General features: G+C 65.2%; 19 protein-coding genes. 8 read left to right on the forward strand and 11 right to left on the reverse strand.

Annotation, left to right across the window (positions count from 1 at the left end):
* The first annotated feature begins 60 nt into the window (after positions 1–60).
* Positions 61–381, forward strand: coding sequence for a thioredoxin (gene trxA / locus ACXAJT_RS06465; protein WP_226623942.1), 321 nt, complete (start codon positions 61–63; stop codon positions 379–381).
* 88 nt (positions 382–469) lie between these two features.
* Here trxA and ACXAJT_RS06470 read toward each other — a convergent pair whose 3' ends face one another.
* The gene (locus tag ACXAJT_RS06470; RefSeq protein WP_475233964.1) at positions 470–694 is read right to left on the reverse strand and encodes a DUF1413 domain-containing protein; all 225 of its coding nucleotides are present in this window, start codon (positions 692–694) and stop codon (positions 470–472) included.
* Between the two features lie 17 nt (positions 695–711).
* The gene (locus ACXAJT_RS06475; protein WP_475233965.1) at positions 712–1,686 is read right to left on the reverse strand and encodes a phosphotransferase; all 975 of its coding nucleotides are present in this window, start codon (positions 1,684–1,686) and stop codon (positions 712–714) included.
* Positions 1,687–1,780: 94 nt separating this feature from the next.
* Here ACXAJT_RS06475 and hslV point away from each other — a divergent pair, with 94 nt between their 5' ends.
* The 3 genes from hslV to ACXAJT_RS06490 all read left to right on the forward strand — a co-directional run bounded on the left by hslV (position 1,781) and on the right by ACXAJT_RS06490 (position 4,559).
* Positions 1,781–2,338, forward strand: coding sequence for an ATP-dependent protease subunit HslV (gene hslV, locus ACXAJT_RS06480; RefSeq protein ID WP_475233967.1), 558 nt, complete (start codon positions 1,781–1,783; stop codon positions 2,336–2,338).
* Positions 2,339–2,360: 22 nt separating this feature from the next.
* Positions 2,361–3,668 carry an ATP-dependent protease ATPase subunit HslU gene (hslU, locus tag ACXAJT_RS06485; protein WP_475233969.1) on the forward strand — a complete coding sequence of 436 codons (1,308 nt, stop codon included), beginning with the start codon at positions 2,361–2,363 and terminating at the stop codon, positions 3,666–3,668.
* Between the two features lie 213 nt (positions 3,669–3,881).
* The gene (locus tag ACXAJT_RS06490) at positions 3,882–4,559 is read left to right on the forward strand and encodes a D-lyxose/D-mannose family sugar isomerase (protein WP_475233971.1); all 678 of its coding nucleotides are present in this window, start codon (positions 3,882–3,884) and stop codon (positions 4,557–4,559) included.
* A gap of 21 nt (positions 4,560–4,580) precedes the next feature.
* Here the strand turns inward: ACXAJT_RS06490 and ACXAJT_RS06495 are convergent, their stop codons facing one another.
* Both ACXAJT_RS06495 and pip read right to left on the reverse strand, forming a co-directional pair.
* Positions 4,581–6,119, reverse strand: coding sequence for an ABC transporter substrate-binding protein (locus ACXAJT_RS06495; RefSeq protein WP_475233973.1), 1,539 nt, complete (start codon positions 6,117–6,119; stop codon positions 4,581–4,583).
* Between the two features lie 131 nt (positions 6,120–6,250).
* Complete coding sequence (gene pip, locus ACXAJT_RS06500; RefSeq protein ID WP_475233975.1) at positions 6,251–7,249, reverse strand: prolyl aminopeptidase; 999 nt, start codon at positions 7,247–7,249, stop codon at positions 6,251–6,253.
* Between the two features lie 51 nt (positions 7,250–7,300).
* Between pip and ubiG the strand changes: the two genes are divergently transcribed.
* A complete protein-coding gene (gene ubiG, locus ACXAJT_RS06505) occupies positions 7,301–8,041 on the forward strand; it encodes a bifunctional 2-polyprenyl-6-hydroxyphenol methylase/3-demethylubiquinol 3-O-methyltransferase UbiG (RefSeq protein ID WP_475233977.1) in 741 nt (246 codons plus the stop codon).
* 87 nt (positions 8,042–8,128) lie between these two features.
* Here ubiG and ACXAJT_RS06510 read toward each other — a convergent pair whose 3' ends face one another.
* From ACXAJT_RS06510 to ACXAJT_RS06525, 4 genes are all read right to left on the reverse strand, one after another.
* Positions 8,129–9,472 carry a dicarboxylate/amino acid:cation symporter gene (locus ACXAJT_RS06510; protein ID WP_475233979.1) on the reverse strand — a complete coding sequence of 448 codons (1,344 nt, stop codon included), beginning with the start codon at positions 9,470–9,472 and terminating at the stop codon, positions 8,129–8,131.
* Between the two features lie 169 nt (positions 9,473–9,641).
* Positions 9,642–10,082 (reverse strand): MarR family winged helix-turn-helix transcriptional regulator, encoded by a 441-nt coding sequence (locus tag ACXAJT_RS06515; protein ID WP_475233981.1) that lies wholly within the window; start codon positions 10,080–10,082, stop codon positions 9,642–9,644.
* A gap of 113 nt (positions 10,083–10,195) precedes the next feature.
* On the reverse strand, positions 10,196–10,453 hold the full coding sequence (grxC, locus tag ACXAJT_RS06520; protein ID WP_164178510.1) for a glutaredoxin 3: 258 nt from the start codon (positions 10,451–10,453) through the stop codon (positions 10,196–10,198).
* A 45-nt stretch (positions 10,454–10,498) separates the two neighbouring features.
* Positions 10,499–11,212 (reverse strand): ComF family protein, encoded by a 714-nt coding sequence (locus ACXAJT_RS06525; RefSeq protein WP_475233984.1) that lies wholly within the window; start codon positions 11,210–11,212, stop codon positions 10,499–10,501.
* 41 nt (positions 11,213–11,253) lie between these two features.
* Here ACXAJT_RS06525 and ACXAJT_RS06530 point away from each other — a divergent pair, with 41 nt between their 5' ends.
* Both ACXAJT_RS06530 and hemH read left to right on the forward strand, forming a co-directional pair.
* Complete coding sequence (locus tag ACXAJT_RS06530) at positions 11,254–12,114, forward strand: methyltransferase domain-containing protein (RefSeq protein WP_475233986.1); 861 nt, start codon at positions 11,254–11,256, stop codon at positions 12,112–12,114.
* A 51-nt stretch (positions 12,115–12,165) separates the two neighbouring features.
* On the forward strand, positions 12,166–13,230 hold the full coding sequence (gene hemH, locus ACXAJT_RS06535) for a ferrochelatase (RefSeq protein WP_475233988.1): 1,065 nt from the start codon (positions 12,166–12,168) through the stop codon (positions 13,228–13,230).
* 129 nt (positions 13,231–13,359) lie between these two features.
* Here the strand turns inward: hemH and ACXAJT_RS06540 are convergent, their stop codons facing one another.
* Positions 13,360–13,554 carry a ferrochelatase gene (locus ACXAJT_RS06540; RefSeq protein ID WP_475234177.1) on the reverse strand — a complete coding sequence of 65 codons (195 nt, stop codon included), beginning with the start codon at positions 13,552–13,554 and terminating at the stop codon, positions 13,360–13,362.
* A gap of 150 nt (positions 13,555–13,704) precedes the next feature.
* The gene (locus ACXAJT_RS06545; RefSeq protein ID WP_475233990.1) at positions 13,705–14,304 is read right to left on the reverse strand and encodes a L,D-transpeptidase; all 600 of its coding nucleotides are present in this window, start codon (positions 14,302–14,304) and stop codon (positions 13,705–13,707) included.
* Between the two features lie 230 nt (positions 14,305–14,534).
* Here ACXAJT_RS06545 and dalA point away from each other — a divergent pair, with 230 nt between their 5' ends.
* Positions 14,535–15,089, forward strand: coding sequence for a divisome-associated lipoprotein DalA (gene dalA / locus ACXAJT_RS06550; RefSeq protein WP_475233992.1), 555 nt, complete (start codon positions 14,535–14,537; stop codon positions 15,087–15,089).
* 158 nt (positions 15,090–15,247) lie between these two features.
* Here dalA and ACXAJT_RS06555 read toward each other — a convergent pair whose 3' ends face one another.
* On the reverse strand, positions 15,248–15,763 hold the full coding sequence (locus ACXAJT_RS06555; protein WP_475233994.1) for a L,D-transpeptidase family protein: 516 nt from the start codon (positions 15,761–15,763) through the stop codon (positions 15,248–15,250).
* Positions 15,764–15,798 lie beyond the last annotated feature (35 nt).

Raw genomic sequence — 15,798 nt, forward strand, 5'->3', positions numbered from 1 at the left:
GGGGCGTGCCTACCTTCGCGCTCCGAGCGACACAGCTGCCAAACCCGCAAGGAGACCCCAATGGCCACCGTCCCCGTCACCGACGCGACCTTCGACGAAGAAGTGAAGAACTCCGACATCCCCGTTGTGGTGGATTTCTGGGCCGAGTGGTGCGGCCCCTGCAAGCAGATCGGCCCGGCGCTCGAAGAGCTGGCCGCCGAGTATGAAGGCAAGATCAAGGTTGCCAAGGTCGACGTCGACCAGAACCCCAACACCGCCGCTGCCATGGGCGTGCGCGGCATCCCCGCGCTGTTCATCTTCAAAGACGGTCAGGTGATTTCGAACCGCGCCGGCGCGGCCCCCAAGGCTTCGCTGCAGAGCTGGATCAACGAGTCGATCTAAGCCCGGCGGCAACGAGAGATTTCGAATGCGCCTCCCAAGCGGGGGCGCATTTTCTTTTGGCATCGCCTTCTTTTTGCAAAGGGCCTGCTCAGAGCTTTCGGTAGACGCGGCCGCCGCTCTCCTTGCGGCCGCTATCCTCGACCTCGGGAATCTCACCGGCCCGCACTGCCTTCAGGAACGCGCGCCCGATCTTCACCTTGTCCCCGATCCAAAGCCGGGTCCAACCTGCGCCGTAGAGATCCGGAAAGTGGAACTCTCCCTGCGGCAAGCCGCGCGCATCACGGCGCAATCGGGTGAGCAGTGCGTCATCCATCTCGCTCTCCATTCTAGTCAGTCGGCAAACACCCGCTCCGCCAACGCCACGACCCCGGCCCATCGCCGGGCCTGCGCCAGCCCGCGATCCTCGGCCCGCGCTGGCAGCCCCCACCATTCCGCCAGCACCCGGTTGCGCAGCAGCAAGCCGACCGACGGATCATCGGGCGGGACCAGCCCATACCCGTCGAAGAACGCTGCCAGAGCCGCGTCGGGCAGCACGTTCCCCTTTTCAATGGCCTCTTTCGGCGCATGCAGAATGGCGTAATCGACCAGCAGCCGGGCGATGTCGTGGCCCACAGGCACAACGCGCCCCCCGGCGAAATCGATCCCCCAGCAGCGCGTCTCGTCCAGCACCAGGTTGCGCATGTGCAGATCGCCATGGGTCTGCGCGGCACGCGTCTGTTGCCCCTCGAACCGCGGCTGTTGCGCGCAAAGCGCCTCGGCGCAGGCAAGGAAATGAGTGCTCTCAGCCACCGCGCGCGCGCCGGCCGCCACTTCCTCCATCACCGAGCGCAGAAACCCGATCGTATGCTTGGGCTGAAACACGCGCGGCTCCCCCGGCAGCGCCCGGTGATAGGCCCCCAACCACGCCCCGGCCCGGCGCAGCACCGCCGCCTGCGCGGCGAGCGGCGCGCCCTCCAACAGCACCGACAGAGGCCGCGCCGCGACATGCTGCATCACGCAGGCCTGCGCCTCCAGATCGGCGGCCAGAAGCGTCGGCACCCCCTCTGGCAGAGCGTCCTGCGCTGCCAGATGCGCGGCGATCTGCCTCTCGAACTTCGCCACATCGACCGGACGCGCCTGATGCTTCAGCACCAGCCGCCGCCCGCCCGGCCCGTCCATCCGCAGCAGCACCCGCGCGACGCGCGCATCCTCGCGCCGGGCCAGCGGGGCCGCGCGCCAGCCATCCGGGGAAACCCCGGCCTGCTCGGCGAGAGACGGCCAATGCGCCAGCGCGGCGCGCGCCAAATCCTCCGCGATCATTCCCATTCCGCGTCCCCTGCGCTATCTGCCCCCGCAACGGCAGCGCCTTGCGGGGGGCATTCCCAACCCCCATATGGCGCCCAGCATGAAAGGAAAGACAATGTCCGATCAGGAATTTCCGGGCTGGCACGGCACCACGATCATCGGCGTCCGCAAGGGCGGCAAGGTGGTCGTTGCGGGTGACGGGCAGGTGAGCCTCGGCCAGACCGTCATCAAGGGCACCGCGCGCAAGGTGCGCCGGCTCTCGCCCGGCGGCCATGACGTGGTTTGCGGTTTTGCAGGCTCCACCGCCGACGCCTTCACCCTGCTCGAGCGGCTGGAAGGCAAGCTCGAGAAATCCCCGGGCCAGTTGCAGCGCGCCTGCGTCGATCTCGCCAAGGACTGGCGCACCGACAAATACCTGCAAAAGCTCGAAGCGATGCTGATCGTCACCGACGGCAAGGATCTCTACGTCATCACCGGCGCCGGCGACGTGCTCGAACCCGAGCATGACATCGCCGCCATCGGCTCGGGCGGCAACTTCGCCCTCGCCGCCGCGCGCGGTCTCTACGACTACGAAGAAGATGCCGAGAAAATCGCCCGCACGGCCATGGCCATCGCCTCCGACATCTGCGTCTACACCAACGGCAAGCTGACCGTTGAGAGCATTTCGGCCTGATACAGAGCCTGAAAGGACGACCATGACAGACCTGACCCCCCGCGAGATCGTCTCGGAACTCGACCGCTTCATCATCGGCCAGAAGGACGCCAAGCGCGCCGTCGCCGTGGCGCTGCGCAACCGCTGGCGCCGCAAGCAGCTGAGCGCCGACCTGCGCGACGAGGTGTATCCCAAGAACATCCTGATGATCGGCCCGACCGGCGTCGGCAAGACCGAGATCTCGCGCCGTCTCGCCAAGCTGGCGCGCGCGCCCTTCATCAAGGTCGAAGCCACCAAGTTCACCGAAGTGGGCTACGTCGGCCGCGACGTCGAACAGATCATCCGCGATCTGATGGACGCCTCGATCGCCCAGACCCGCGAATGGATGCGCGAAGACGTCAAGGCCACGGCGCATAAGAACGCCGAAGAGCGCGTGCTTTCCGCCATCGCCGGCGAGGACGCTCGCGAAGGCACCCGCGAGATGTTCCGCAAGAAGCTGAAGAACGGCGAGCTCGACGACACAGAAATCGAACTCGACGTGGCCGAGACCGCGTCGCCCTTCCCGCAGATGGAGATCCCCGGCCAGCCGGGCCAGAACATGGGGATGATGAACCTCGGCGATATCTTCGGCAAAGCCTTCGGCGGGCGCACCACGCGCAAGAAGATGACCGTGGCCGAAAGCTACGAGGTGCTTCTCGGCGAAGAGGCCGACAAGCTGCTCGACGACGAGCAAGTGAAGCTCGCCGCGCTGGAAGCGGTGGAGCAAAACGGCATCGTGTTTCTCGACGAGATCGACAAGGTCACCGCGCGGCAGGAAGCCCGCGGCGGCGACGTCAGCCGCGAGGGCGTGCAGCGCGACCTGCTGCCGCTGATCGAAGGGACCACCGTCAGCACCAAGCACGGCCCGGTGAAGACCGACCACATTCTCTTCATCGCCTCGGGCGCCTTTCACATCGCCAAGCCGTCTGACCTGCTGCCCGAACTGCAGGGCCGCCTGCCGATCCGGGTGAACCTGCGGGCGCTGACCGAGGAAGACTTCGTGCGCATCCTCACCGAGACCGACAACGCGCTGACGCGCCAGTACACCGCCCTGATGGCCACAGAAGAGGTCACCGTCACCTTCACCGAAGGCGGCATCAGCGCATTGGCGAAGATCGCCGCAGAGGTCAACGAGAGCGTCGAGAACATCGGCGCGCGGCGTCTCTACACCGTGATGGAGCGGGTGTTCGAAGAACTGAGCTTCACCGCGCCCGATCAGGCGGGCACCGAGATCACCGTCGACGAAAACTTCGTCGAGCAATATCTCGGCGAGCTGACCCGCTCGACCGACCTCAGCCGCTACGTGCTGTAAAAACGCGAAGTGCGGCGGGGGCCTTTCCCGCCGCGCTTTCCAGTGGAGGGCCAGCCCCCCACACCCCCCCCTGCGTATTTCCAAAGAGAAGAAGATCCGGGACAGCCGGTCTTCTTCTCTTTTTCAAATACGCCCGCCGGAGGCGTCCCGCCTCTACCGCATTGCTCCGCCGCCGGGTATGTTCGCGCCAACACCCCACGGAGGAGACCCGAGATGAAACGCTCCCATGCCAACGAGATCCTGCGCGCCAGCGAGGCGTTCATCCGCAGCCACGGCTACAGCCTGCCGCCCTTTGCCTATCTGACGCCCGAAGGGCTGAAGAAGGCCGAGCACGGCGAGATCAAGCGCCGCCGCATGGGCTGGGACGTGACCGACTACGGCGGCGGCAAGTTCGACGAGCTTGGTCTGTTTCTCTTCACCACACGCAATGGTCTGAGCGGCGATCTCGGCAAGCGCAGCGCCATGCTCTACGCCGAAAAGATCATGATCTCGCGGAAAAACCAGCTGAGCCCGATGCACCGCCACGATCTCAAGGTCGAAGACATCATCAACCGCGGCGGCGGTACGCTGGTGCTGGAGCTCTTCAGCGCAACGCCGACCGGCGAGATCGACCGCGACGCGCAGGTCACCGTGCTGTGTGACGGCATGGAGCGAACACTGCCCGCGGGCGGGCACCTGAAGCTGGCGCCGGGCGAGTCGGTGACGCTCTTTCCGACCACCTGGCATGCGTTCTGGGGCGAGGGCAGCGACGTGCTGATCGGTGAGGTCTCGACGGTGAATGACGATCTGACCGACAATATCTTTGCCGAACCGCTGGGCCGCTTTTCGCAGATCGAGGAAGATGAGGCGCCGCTGCACCTGCTGGTGTCGGATTACGACGACAAGCTCTGATCTCGCGGCGCGGGCCTGTGGTCAGGCCATCCACCACCGCTCTGCCATGCGCGAATCGTCCATCGCGCGCATGGCGCCGACCCGCGCGGGCGTCGCGATGCGCTGCGAATGCGCCTGTAGATGGTTGGCGTACATCGGCAGGATCAGCCCGCCTTCATCGCGGCTGATCCGCTGCATCTCGGCATAAAGCTCGGCGCGGCGGGCGCTGTCGAATTCGGCCCGCGCCTCGCGCAGCAGCTGGCCGAAGCGACCGGTGCCGCCACGGGTGGCGTTCCAAGGGGCGGCTTCGGTAAGCACGGTTGAAAACGCCCAATCCTCGGTGGCGCGGCCGGACCAGCCGCCGGCACGGAAGCCCGCGGTGTCGCGTGGCCAGGTCGTCTCGGCCGGGAGCGTGCGCAGGTCCAGCGTGATGCCCGCCTGCGCGGCGCTCTCGCGATAAAGCGCGGCGGCGTGGCCTGCGCCGTCAAAGGCCGCTTCGGAAACCAGCATCGGCAAGGCGATCCCGTCGTGCCCCGCTTGCGCGAGGTGCCAGCGGGCACGGTCAGGGTCGAACGCCTGCGGCTCAAGCGCGGCGAAATAGGGGTTGGCGGGGCCGATCGGGCTGTCTTGCCCGATGCTGCCATGGCCGTGCAGGATCTGCGCCACCATCGCCTCGCGGTCGACCGCGGCCTTCAGCGCCTGCCGCAGGTGCGGCTCGGCGAAAGGCGCCAGATCGGTGCGCAAAGCAAAGCCGTAGTGCTGGTTGCCCGCGAGGCTCTGCACGGTGAAGCGCGTCTCGGCCTGCAGCGCGCCAGCCTCGGCGGCGGGAAGGCGGTCGATGGCATCGACCCGGCCGGCGCGCAGAGCGTCCAGACGTTCCTGCGGATCGTTCAGCGCGAGGAAGTCCACACCGTCGAACCAGCCCGCGCGCCCGTCCTTGTAGTGCTCGGCGACGCGTCGGCCGATGAAGCGGCGGCCCGGCTCGAAACGCTCGACCCGGTAGAGGCCGGTGCCGATGCCGCGCGCCATAGCTTCCTCGATCTGCCCGGCGGGGTAGATCAGCAGGTGATAATCCGCCAGCAGATAGGGGAAATCGGCGTTCCCAGTGGCGAGGGTGAACTCGACCTGATGCGGCGCCGTGGCGCGCATCTCTTCGATCTCGGAGACGATAGGCCGGGCCGGAGAGGCGGTATCGCGATGCAGCGCCAGCGAGGCCAGCACATCCTCGGCATCAAACGCCTTGCCGTTGTGAAACCGCACGCCGGGGCGCAGATCAAAGGTCCAGACCCGTGCGTCGGAGGAGGCGCGCCAAGCGGTGGCCAGTTCGCCGCGCAGCGCGCCATCGGCGCCGACCTCGGTGAGCGTGTCGAACACCGCGCCCTGCGCGGCGGCGCTCATGAAGCTGCCGGCGTGGGTGCGGGCATCCCAGCTGTCGGTCCCGCGCGCCCCGCCCAGTGCCGCGCGGAAATAGCCGCCGCGCGTGGCGCCCGCCACGGCGCCACCCCCGGCCAGACCCGACGCACCAAGAACGGCGGCGGCGAGAGCCGATTGCAGCACGCGGCGGCGGCGGATGGCGGTCATGTCCTTGGCGCTCCTGAGGCGGGCAAAACTTGCGCCCAACACTCTGCACCTCTGCCCGGCGCGGTGCAACAGCGGCGCGGTCAAACCTGCGACAGCGGCAAGCGCGGCGCGCGGTTTTCAGGCAGGCCGGTTCAGGCGTCGAAGCCGTTTGCGAGACTGTCGAGCGAAGCGATCTGGTCCATCACCCGCACCAGTTCGGCGCTGATGCCGGGCTCGGAGAGCGCGTGGCCGGCGTTGCGGATCATCCGCAGTTCACCGCCCGCCCAAGCCTGCGACAGTTCCCACGCGCGGCGCGGCGGGCAGATCATGTCGTAGCGGCCCTGCACGATGACACCGGGAATGCCGCGCAGGCGCTCGGCGTTGTTGAGGATCCAGCCGTCTTCTTCGAGGAAGCCCGCGTTGACGAAATAATGGTTCTCCAGCCGCGCGAAGGCACGGGCGTATTCTGCCGGAGCCTCGCCGCCATGGCCGTTGGAGTACACCGAGGCCAGCGCGTTCTCCCAGCTCGACCAAGCACGGGCAAAACGCACTTCGTCGCGCAGGTTGCCCGAGAAGAGACGCCGGTGGTAGGCGCCGATCAGATCGCCGCGTTCCTCTTCGGGGATCAGCCCCTCGAAGCGCGCCCATGTCTCGGGCCAGAAATGCCCGGCGCCGCCGCCGTAGAACCAGTCGAGCTCGGACTGGGTCATCATGAAGACGCCGCGCAGCACGAGGTTGCGCACCCGATCGGGGTGGCTGATGGCGTAGACCAGCGACAGCGTCGCGCCCCAGCTGCCGCCGAAGACGATGAATTTGTCGATCTCCAGTAGCTGCCGGATGCGTTCGATATCCGCCACAAGATGCCATGTGGTGTTGTTCTCGACGCTGGCATGCGGCGTGGAGCGACCGCAGCCGCGCTGATCGAAAAGCACCACGCGGTAGACATCAGGATCGAAATAGCGGCGCATGGCGGGGCTGCAGCCGCCGCCGGGGCCGCCATGCAGCACGATCACCGGAATGCCTGACGGATTTCCGCATTGCTCTACATAGAGCTTGTGCCCGTCGCCCACGTCGAGCATGCGCTGGTCGAACGGGTCGATCGCGGGATAGAGATGTTGCACTGCGCTCTTTTGGCCCGGGTATTTGTCCATAGAACCTCTATATTGGCTGTTGAGCCCAAAAGGAAACGGGATACCGAAAATATGACCCTGACCGTCGATCCGTCCGAAGTCGCCAAGTTCGAAGCCATGGCGGCAGAATGGTGGGACCCGAACGGAAAGTTCAAGCCGTTGCACATGATGAACCCGGTGCGTCTCGATTATATCACGACGCAGATCGCCGGCGAGTTCGATCGCGACCTTTCCGCACCCCGCCCGCTTGAGGGACTGCGCATCCTCGACATCGGCTGCGGCGGCGGTCTGCTGTGCGAGCCGATGGCCCGGCTTGGTGCCGAGGTGGTTGGCGTGGACGCCGCCGAGCGCAACATTCCCGTGGCGCAGACCCATGCCGAGCAGTCGGGGCTGGAGATCGACTACCGTTTCTCCACCGCCGAGGCGCTGGCCGAAGCGGGCGAGCAGTTCGATGTGGTGCTGAACATGGAGGTGGTCGAGCACGTCGCCGACCCGCAGGCCTATCTCGATGCCTGCTGCGCGCTGCTAAAGCCCGGAGGGCTGCACCTGTGCTCGACGATCAACCGCAATGCCAAGAGCTTTGCCATGGCCATCGTCGGCGCCGAATGGGTGATGCGCTGGCTGCCCAAGGGCACGCACGAGTGGAACAAGTTCATCACCCCCGACGAGCTTTACGAGTTCATGCGCAAGGCCGGGATGACCCCGGTGGACCGCAAGGGCTATGTGTTCAACCCGGTGAGCTGGCGCTGGTCGATCTCTGACCGGGATCTGTCGGTGAACTACGTCACGGCGGCGCTGAAGCCCGAGAGCTAAGGCAAAGCCCGGCGCGGAATCAAGGCGAAGCCGCCGCGCAGCGCCTCCCCGCGGGCAGGCGCTGCACGGCTCGTGTTGTACGCTTCCTTATTCCGCCGGGCGCCTTGCGTGGGCCGCAAGCTCGGCCTCGGCCTCGGGATCGATGTGCAGATCGTCGACGATCACGCCCGCCATCGGATCGCGATAGACATCCATATCCACCTGCCCCTCGGTCTTGGCAACGATGGCGGTGACCACCGCGTCGCCGGTGATGTTCACCGCGGTGCGGATCATGTCCATCAGCCGGTCGACGCCAAGGATCAGCGCGATCCCTTCGATCGGCAGACCGACCTGCCCCAGCACCATGGTCAGCATCACCATGCCCACGCCGGGCACACCCGCGGTGCCGATGGAGGCCAGCACCGCCATGCCGATCACCGTTAAATAGCCGCCGACGCCCAGATCGATGCCATAGACATTGGCAAGAAACACCGTCGCCACGCCCTGCATGATCGCCGTGCCGTCCATGTTGATCGTCGCGCCGAAGGGCACGGTGAAAGAAGCGACCGAGTTGTTCACCCCCATGCGCTCGGTCACGGCGCGCAGGGTGACCGGTATGGTGGCGTTGGACGAGGCGGTGGAGAAGGCGAAGATCTGCGCCGGGCGGATCTTCTTCATGAACATGATGGGATCGAGACCGGAAAAGAGCTTCAGGTACAGCATCAGCGTCACCAGCAGGTGCAGCAGCAACGCGCCGACCAGCACCAGCACATAGGTGATGACCGGGACGAAGAGTCCGATGCCCTGTTCGGTGAAGGTCTTGGCGATCAGGCAGAACACACCGTAAGGCGCAAAGGCCATGACGATCTCGACGACCTTCATCATCAGCTCGTTCATGTACTCGCAAGCGTCGACGAAGGTGGTGGAGCGCTCGCCCAGCATCAGCGCCGCCATGCCCAGCACGATGGTGTAGAAGATGATCTGCAGCATCTCGCCCCCGGCGAAGGCGGCGACCGGGTTGCGCGGCACGATGGCGGCGAAGGTCTCCCAGACTGTTGGTGCTTCGCGCCCCTCCACGCCCGAGGTGTCGACACCCTCGATGATGAACCCGCTGCCCGGGGCCACCAGCAGCGCGATGATGATCGCCAGCACGATGGCGGTGGCGGTGGTCAGCAGGTAAAGCCCGAAGGACTTTCCGCCGACGCGCCCGAGAATGCGTATGTCGCCTATCCCGGCGACGCCGCAAATCAGCGAAAAGAACACCAGCGGAACCACCAGCATTTGCAGGGCGTTGACGAACATCCGCCCCACCATGCCGAAGAAGCCGCCCACAACGTGCTCGTTGATCCAGCCGATTTGCAGAAGATTGAGGATCACGCCAAGCGCAAAGCCGGCACCCATGCCGATCATCACCTTGGTCGTCAAAGAGAGTTTCTTGCTGGCAGTGCTCATTCCGCCCTCCATATGTCGCTGACCTATTCTTTCGGATAGGCAGACCCGGAGGCGAAAAATCTGACGCTAGGTTAAGAAAAGGCGAACTGGCACAGCCGGGTCACCCTCAGATTGCATATATTTTCGGCGAATTTCCACTGAAACCCTGACGTAACGACATCAATAGATGTCAGTCGGCTTCCAGCTTCAGGCGCAACTCGCGCAGAACGGGCAGCGCGGCGCGCACTTTGTCGGCCCCCAGATCGCGCACCATGTCCGAGATCACCGGCGCCATCGCCGCCAGCGCCGCCTCGCGGGCGCGGTTACCGGCGGGGCTGATCGAAACCATCTTGCGCCGCGCGTCGTCCCAATCGGGGCGGATGTGCACGTAACCGGCGATCTCGAGCTTGGTCAGCGTGTTGGTCATCGCGCCGCGGGTGACGTGGAAGCTGCGCGCCAGCTGCGCCGGGCTCCGCTCGCCCTGCACCCGTGCAAGGTGGTTGAGCACCGAGAAATGCGAGATCTCCATGCGGTCCGGCAACACGCGGGTCAGCCGGTTGCGCAGTAACTGGTCGGCGGTCAAGAGTTCGCTGAACAGCGAGATCGCGAGGGCATCCGCGGGCGAGTTCATACCGCCCGCTCCGCATCAAAGGACCACGGCAAAGCACGCCCTCCGAGGAGGCGCCGCGCCGGCGCAGCCGGCCGTCTGATCTGCAACAGAGCGTGCGTCATGCCGTGTCTCTATCAGCCGGCCAGCAGCGGATCGAGCTTGCCCGCGCGTTCCATGGCATAAAGTTCGTCGCAGCCGCCCACATGCGTCTCACCAACGAAGATTTGCGGCACCGTGCGGCCACCGTTGGCCCGCTGGGTCATCTCGGCACGGCGCTCGGGTTCGGCGGCCACGTTGATCTCGGTGAACTCCGCCCCTTTCTGGTTCAGCAGCCGCTTCGCCGCGACGCAAAAGCCGCAGGTCGGGGTGGTGTAGATCTCGATCGGTTTCATACGCGTTTCCCTTTCCGGCTGACTGGCAGCCCATCTTTCAGGGATTTAGGTATCCTTTGCAACGCGCGCCAGTACCGAGACCACGACCTGTGCCGCGCCTGCCTCTTTGCAGGCCGATGACGCTGCGGAAAGCGTCGCTCCGGATGTCATCACATCATCGACCAGAAGCACGCTGCGACCGGACAGGGCGGACCGGCGCCGGGGGTTGACCGAGATCGCCCCCTTCAGCGCGGCAAAGCGTTCATCGCGCCCCTTGCCATCAAGCGAGGGCGTGGCGCGGCGCCGGCGCAGCGCGTCCGGGCAATGCTCCAGACCCAGCACCGCCGAGAGCGCGGCACCAAGCAGCGCCGACTGATTGTAGCGCCGGTGCAGATGGCGGCGCAGATGCAACGGCACTGGCACCACCAGCGCATCGGAGGGCAGCCGATCACGGAGGCGCTGCGCCATCCAGCCCGCCGCCGGGCGCGCGATATCGTAGCGATCGCCATGCTTCAGCATCAGCACCAGCTTGCGCCCATTGTCGCGATACAGCAGCGCCGCCGTGCCGTGGGCCCAAGGGCGGCCCTGCCCTCGGCACGTGTCGCACAGTTCCGCCTGTGCCGACTCGCCCGGCAGCGGCGCGGCGCAAAGGTCGCAGCACAGCCCGCCGAGAAAAGGCGTGTCGCGCCAGCAGGAACCGCACAGGCCGTGATCGCTTTCGACCAGTCCGCCGCAGAGCAGGCAGCGCGGCGGGTAGATCAGCCGCAGCGCCCCACGCATCAAGGTTTGCAAGTGCTCGCGCCGCATCCTATCAACCTTCCATGTCCAGCCAGACCGCTCGCCCGACCGACAGCCAGCCGCCGCAACTGATTGACCGTGCCGCCCTTGCGCAGCACCGCGCGCGCGCGCGCCGGGCCGACGATCTGACCAAGGCCCTGTTCCTGCATGATGCCGCGCGCGACGAGGCGCAGGATCGGCTCATGATGGTTAATAGAGAGTTCAAGACCCCGGCCATCGTCACCCCCTACCCCGAGGTCTGGGAAGGGCTGCTGCCCGGTGCCAAGATCATCCCCGACGACGAGGTGCTCGACCTTGAGGTCGGTGCGCATGATCTGGTCATCCACGCGCTGGCGCTGCACTGGGCCAATGACCCGGTGGGGCAATTGATCCAATGCCGCCGCGCGCTGAAAGCCGACGGTCTGGCCATCACCATCGCCTTTGGCGGCGAGACGCTGAGCGAGCTTCGGGCGGCGCTCGGGCAGGCCGAGATCGAGGTCAGCGGCGGGCTGTCGCCGCGCATCCTGCCGATGGGCGAGATCCGCGATCTGGGCGCGCTGCTGCAGCGTGCGGGACTGGCGCTGCCTGTGGCCGACTCGCTGCCACTGGATGTCAGCTATGAGTCCGCCCTGCACCTGATGCGCGACCTGCGGGCGATGGGCGAAGCCAATGCGCTTGGCGCGCGCCTGCGTCATCCGACCCGCCGCGCCGTTCTGCTGCGCGCCGCCGAGATCTACGCCCAAAGCTATGCCCGCGAAGACGGCCGCCTGCGTGCCACCTTCGAGTTGGTCACGCTGACCGGCTGGGCCCCGGACGAGAGCCAGCAAAAGCCGCTGAGACCGGGAAGTGCGGCGCATCGTCTCGCCGACGCGCTCGGCGCGCGGGAAACCCCGCTTAAGGATTGAATCATTCTAAATTCGCGTTACCTAGCGCGTGACTTTGAGGGAACAGAACGCATGAACGACATGACCCCAGGCCCGATCCGTCCCGCCCAGGCCCCCGCCGATCACCCGGCGCTCCCACGCGAAAAAGTCGGAATCCTGCTCGCCAATCTCGGCACGCCCGATCACTACAGCTATTGGCCGATGCGCCGCTATCTCTCCGAATTTCTCTCGGACCAGCGCGTCATCGACTACCCGAAATGGAAATGGCAGCCGCTGCTGCAGCTGATCATCCTCAGCAAGCGGCCCTTCTCGTCGGGCGCAAACTACAAGTCGATCTGGAACGAAGAGCTCAACGAGAGCCCCCTGATGACCATCACCAAGGCGCAGACCGCCGCCATCGCCGATGAGATGAAGGCGCGCTATGGCGATCAGGTCATGGTCGATTTCTGCATGCGCTACGGCAACCCCTCGACCAAATCCAAGGTCAAGGCGATGACCGAAGCGGGCTGCCGCAAGATCCTGTTCTTCCCACTCTACCCGCAATACGCCGGCGCAACCTCGGCCACCGCCAACGACGCCTTCTTCAAGGCATTGATGGACGAGCCGTGGCAGCCCACCGCCCGCGTTGTCGATCCCTACTTCGAGCACCCGCTCTACATCGAGGCGCTGGCGCAATCGGTCGAGAAAGCCTACGCCGAGAAGGCCGAAAAGCCCGAAATGCTGGTGGTGTCCTACCACGGCATGCCGAAGCGCTATCTGATGCATGGCGATCCGTACCACTGCCAGTGCCAGAAATCGACGCGGCTGCTGCGCGAGCGTCTTGGCTGGGACAAGACCGAGATCCGCACCACCTTCCAGTCGGTGTTCGGCCCAGAGGAATGGCTCAAACCCTACACCGTGGAAGAGGTTGCACGCATCGCCAAGGACGAGGGCAAGAAGCGGATCGCGGTGATCGCCCCGGCATTCTCCGCCGATTGCATCGAAACGCTCGAAGAGATCAACGAAGAGATTCGCGAAAGCTTCGAGCACGCGGGCGGCGAAGAGTTCACCTATATTCCCTGCCTGAACGATGACCCGGCGCATATCGAGGCGCTGAGCGCGGTGATCGACGAAAACCTGCAGGGCTGGCTGAAGTAAGGCGGTCGGCGCGGCTGGACGAAGGCGCCGGACGAAAGCACTGCCAGCCGCACGGCCACACCGGCAGCCGGACAAAGAAAAAGGCGGCGCAGATGCGCCGCCTTTTCCATTAAGTGCCGAGACTTAGGATCAGTCGGTCGACGCGGCGGCGGCCACGACGGCGATCAGGATCAGCGGGATCACGATGCCAGCCGACGAGGACGATGCCTGGGTTTCTTCAACCACGACGACGGGTTCCATGACCACGTCGTCCTCGGCGTAGGACCCGGCCATTGCCGAAGTTGCGGAAGCTGCGAGCGCGGCGGCGAGTGCGAGTTTTTTCATATTATCCTCCAGATAAACGCCTGCCGCGGCCGTCTGAAAATTGTCCACGGCAAGCTCCAAGACTTACCTCGTGCCTAATGTCTAAGCAGTTATCCGCTGATATTGCAAACCCAAGTTAATGATCGATTTTTTGGGCTTCTTTACCTGTGGTCAAATCAGCAACACTTGCGTTCCGACCTTGGCCATCCCGTAAAGCGCCTCGATGTGCTCGTTGTAAAGGCCGATGCAGCCGTTCGACGAGCGGCGTCCGATCTTGCGCGTGTCATGCGTGCCGTGGATGCGGTAGTAGGTCCAGCTCAGGTGCAGCGCACGGGTGCCAAGGGGGTTGTCGGGCCCCGGCGGAACGTAGTCCGGCCACTCGGGGTTGCGCTCTTTCATCGACGGCGTCGGGCGCCAGTCGGGGCTGGGGTCCTTCAGGGTGACCCGCGTGCGGCCCTTGCGCGTCAGGTCGTCGGTCAGCGGCACCGAGGACGGATACAGGTGGTAGGTGCCGTTCTCTTCCCAGAAGTGCAGCGCCCGCGACGAAATGTCGACGAGGATCGCGCCATTGTTCAGGTTGCTGAAGTAAGGCTGCCAGTCGAGCGTGCGGAAGCTCGAGGTGTTGTGCCGGATGATTTTCGAGATGTCGCCTTCCATCTCGACGGTCCCGGCACCGTTGTAGCTCTGCGCAAGGGCCGGGCTCGCCGCCGCCCCCGCGAGCGCGGCCGATCCCGCAAGGAAGGCGCGACGCGAATATGGATTCTTTGCCATGGCGTGATTGTCCTCTCGAGCCACGAATGTGAAATGTGCTTTTACAGCCCCGCAAACGTACGCGCGAAAGCCGGTACAGGTTCCGCGATAATATGGCGGCACGGTCGCAGTCGCAAATCAAACGGCGGTGTGCACGGGCAATCACATGCATGTGGGTTTGATCCAGTGCCGCCGCCGGGCTATGTGAGGAACGCAATAGCAAAACAAGCGGGACGCGAAGGCCAGCCATCATGAACAGACGCACGTTTCTACTGCTTTCCTCCGGACTCCTCGCGGCGGCCTGCGCGCCTGCGGTCGCGCCGCAGCTTGGCCCGGACGGCAAGCCGCTGCCGCGCGTCTACCGCATCTCGGACAATGATGCCGGCAAGATCGAGTACAACATGCTCGATTCGGTCAACGCCCTGCGGCAGGCCCGCGGCGTGCCCGCGGTGCAGCTGAACGCGCAGCTGAACGCCGCCGCCGCGACCCATTCGCGCGATATGTCGGTGCAGAACCGTCCGTGGCACTTTGGCTCCGACGGCTCCTCGCCGATCGACCGGGTGCAGCGCGTCGGCTACACCGGGCGCCTGCTGGGCGAGAACATCTCGGAGACTTACGAGTCCGAGCTCGAGACGCTTGCGGCCTGGATGGAAGAGGCTCCGACACGCGACGTGATCCTCGACCCTGCCGCGCGCGAGATGGGGTTTTCGTGGTTCCAAGAGCCGGGCGGCAAGATCTGGTGGACCATGGTTATGGGCGCGCCCGACCTGTCGCCGACGCCGGGCACGATGAGCGCCGGTCTCTGACGACAGGTCCCTTTGGGCCGAACGATATGCAACGACGGGCCGCCCGGTGGGCGGCCTTTTTCATGCGCGGACATCAAACCGCGGCCCGACACCAAACCGGCAATGAAAAAAGCCGCCCCACTGGGCGGCTCTCGCGATTCTCTGCAGGGTGTCCCCGATCAGGGCATGATGAGGATCGGTGTAGGGTTGTCGGTGCGGATCATCGCATAGATGTCTTCCATTTCGCGGTCGGTCACCGCGATGCAGCCCCACGTCCAGTCCCAGACACCGTTCTGGTAAGGTTTTGGTCGGCCGTGGATGAAGATGTCCCCGCCCGGGCTTTTGCCCATGAAGCGCGCCTCGGCGCGGTCTGCGGCATTGGGATAGTCGATCCCGAGGCTGAGGTGGAAACGTGAATTCGGGTTCCGCCTGTCGATCATGTAGAGACCTTCGGGCGTCTTGCCGTCGCCTTCGATCTTCTTGTCGCCAAGTGGATTGAATCCGAGGCCGATACGATACGTCTTCATGATCTGATCGTGGTGCAGAAGATACATCTTCCGTGCGCTCTTGTGCACGACCACATGCGTCACTGCCGGGCCCCGGTATGTCTTGAACCGGGACTCCGGCTGCCCGCCGCCACATGCAGCAAGCAGCAACACCGCCGCCAGCACGATCAAGTGCCTGCCAATACCCATTTTGCCTGTCCGCTCGTTTTGCCTCTCAGCTTTCG

It is taken from the genome of Salipiger sp. ABF4_146 (genome assembly GCF_056161345.1).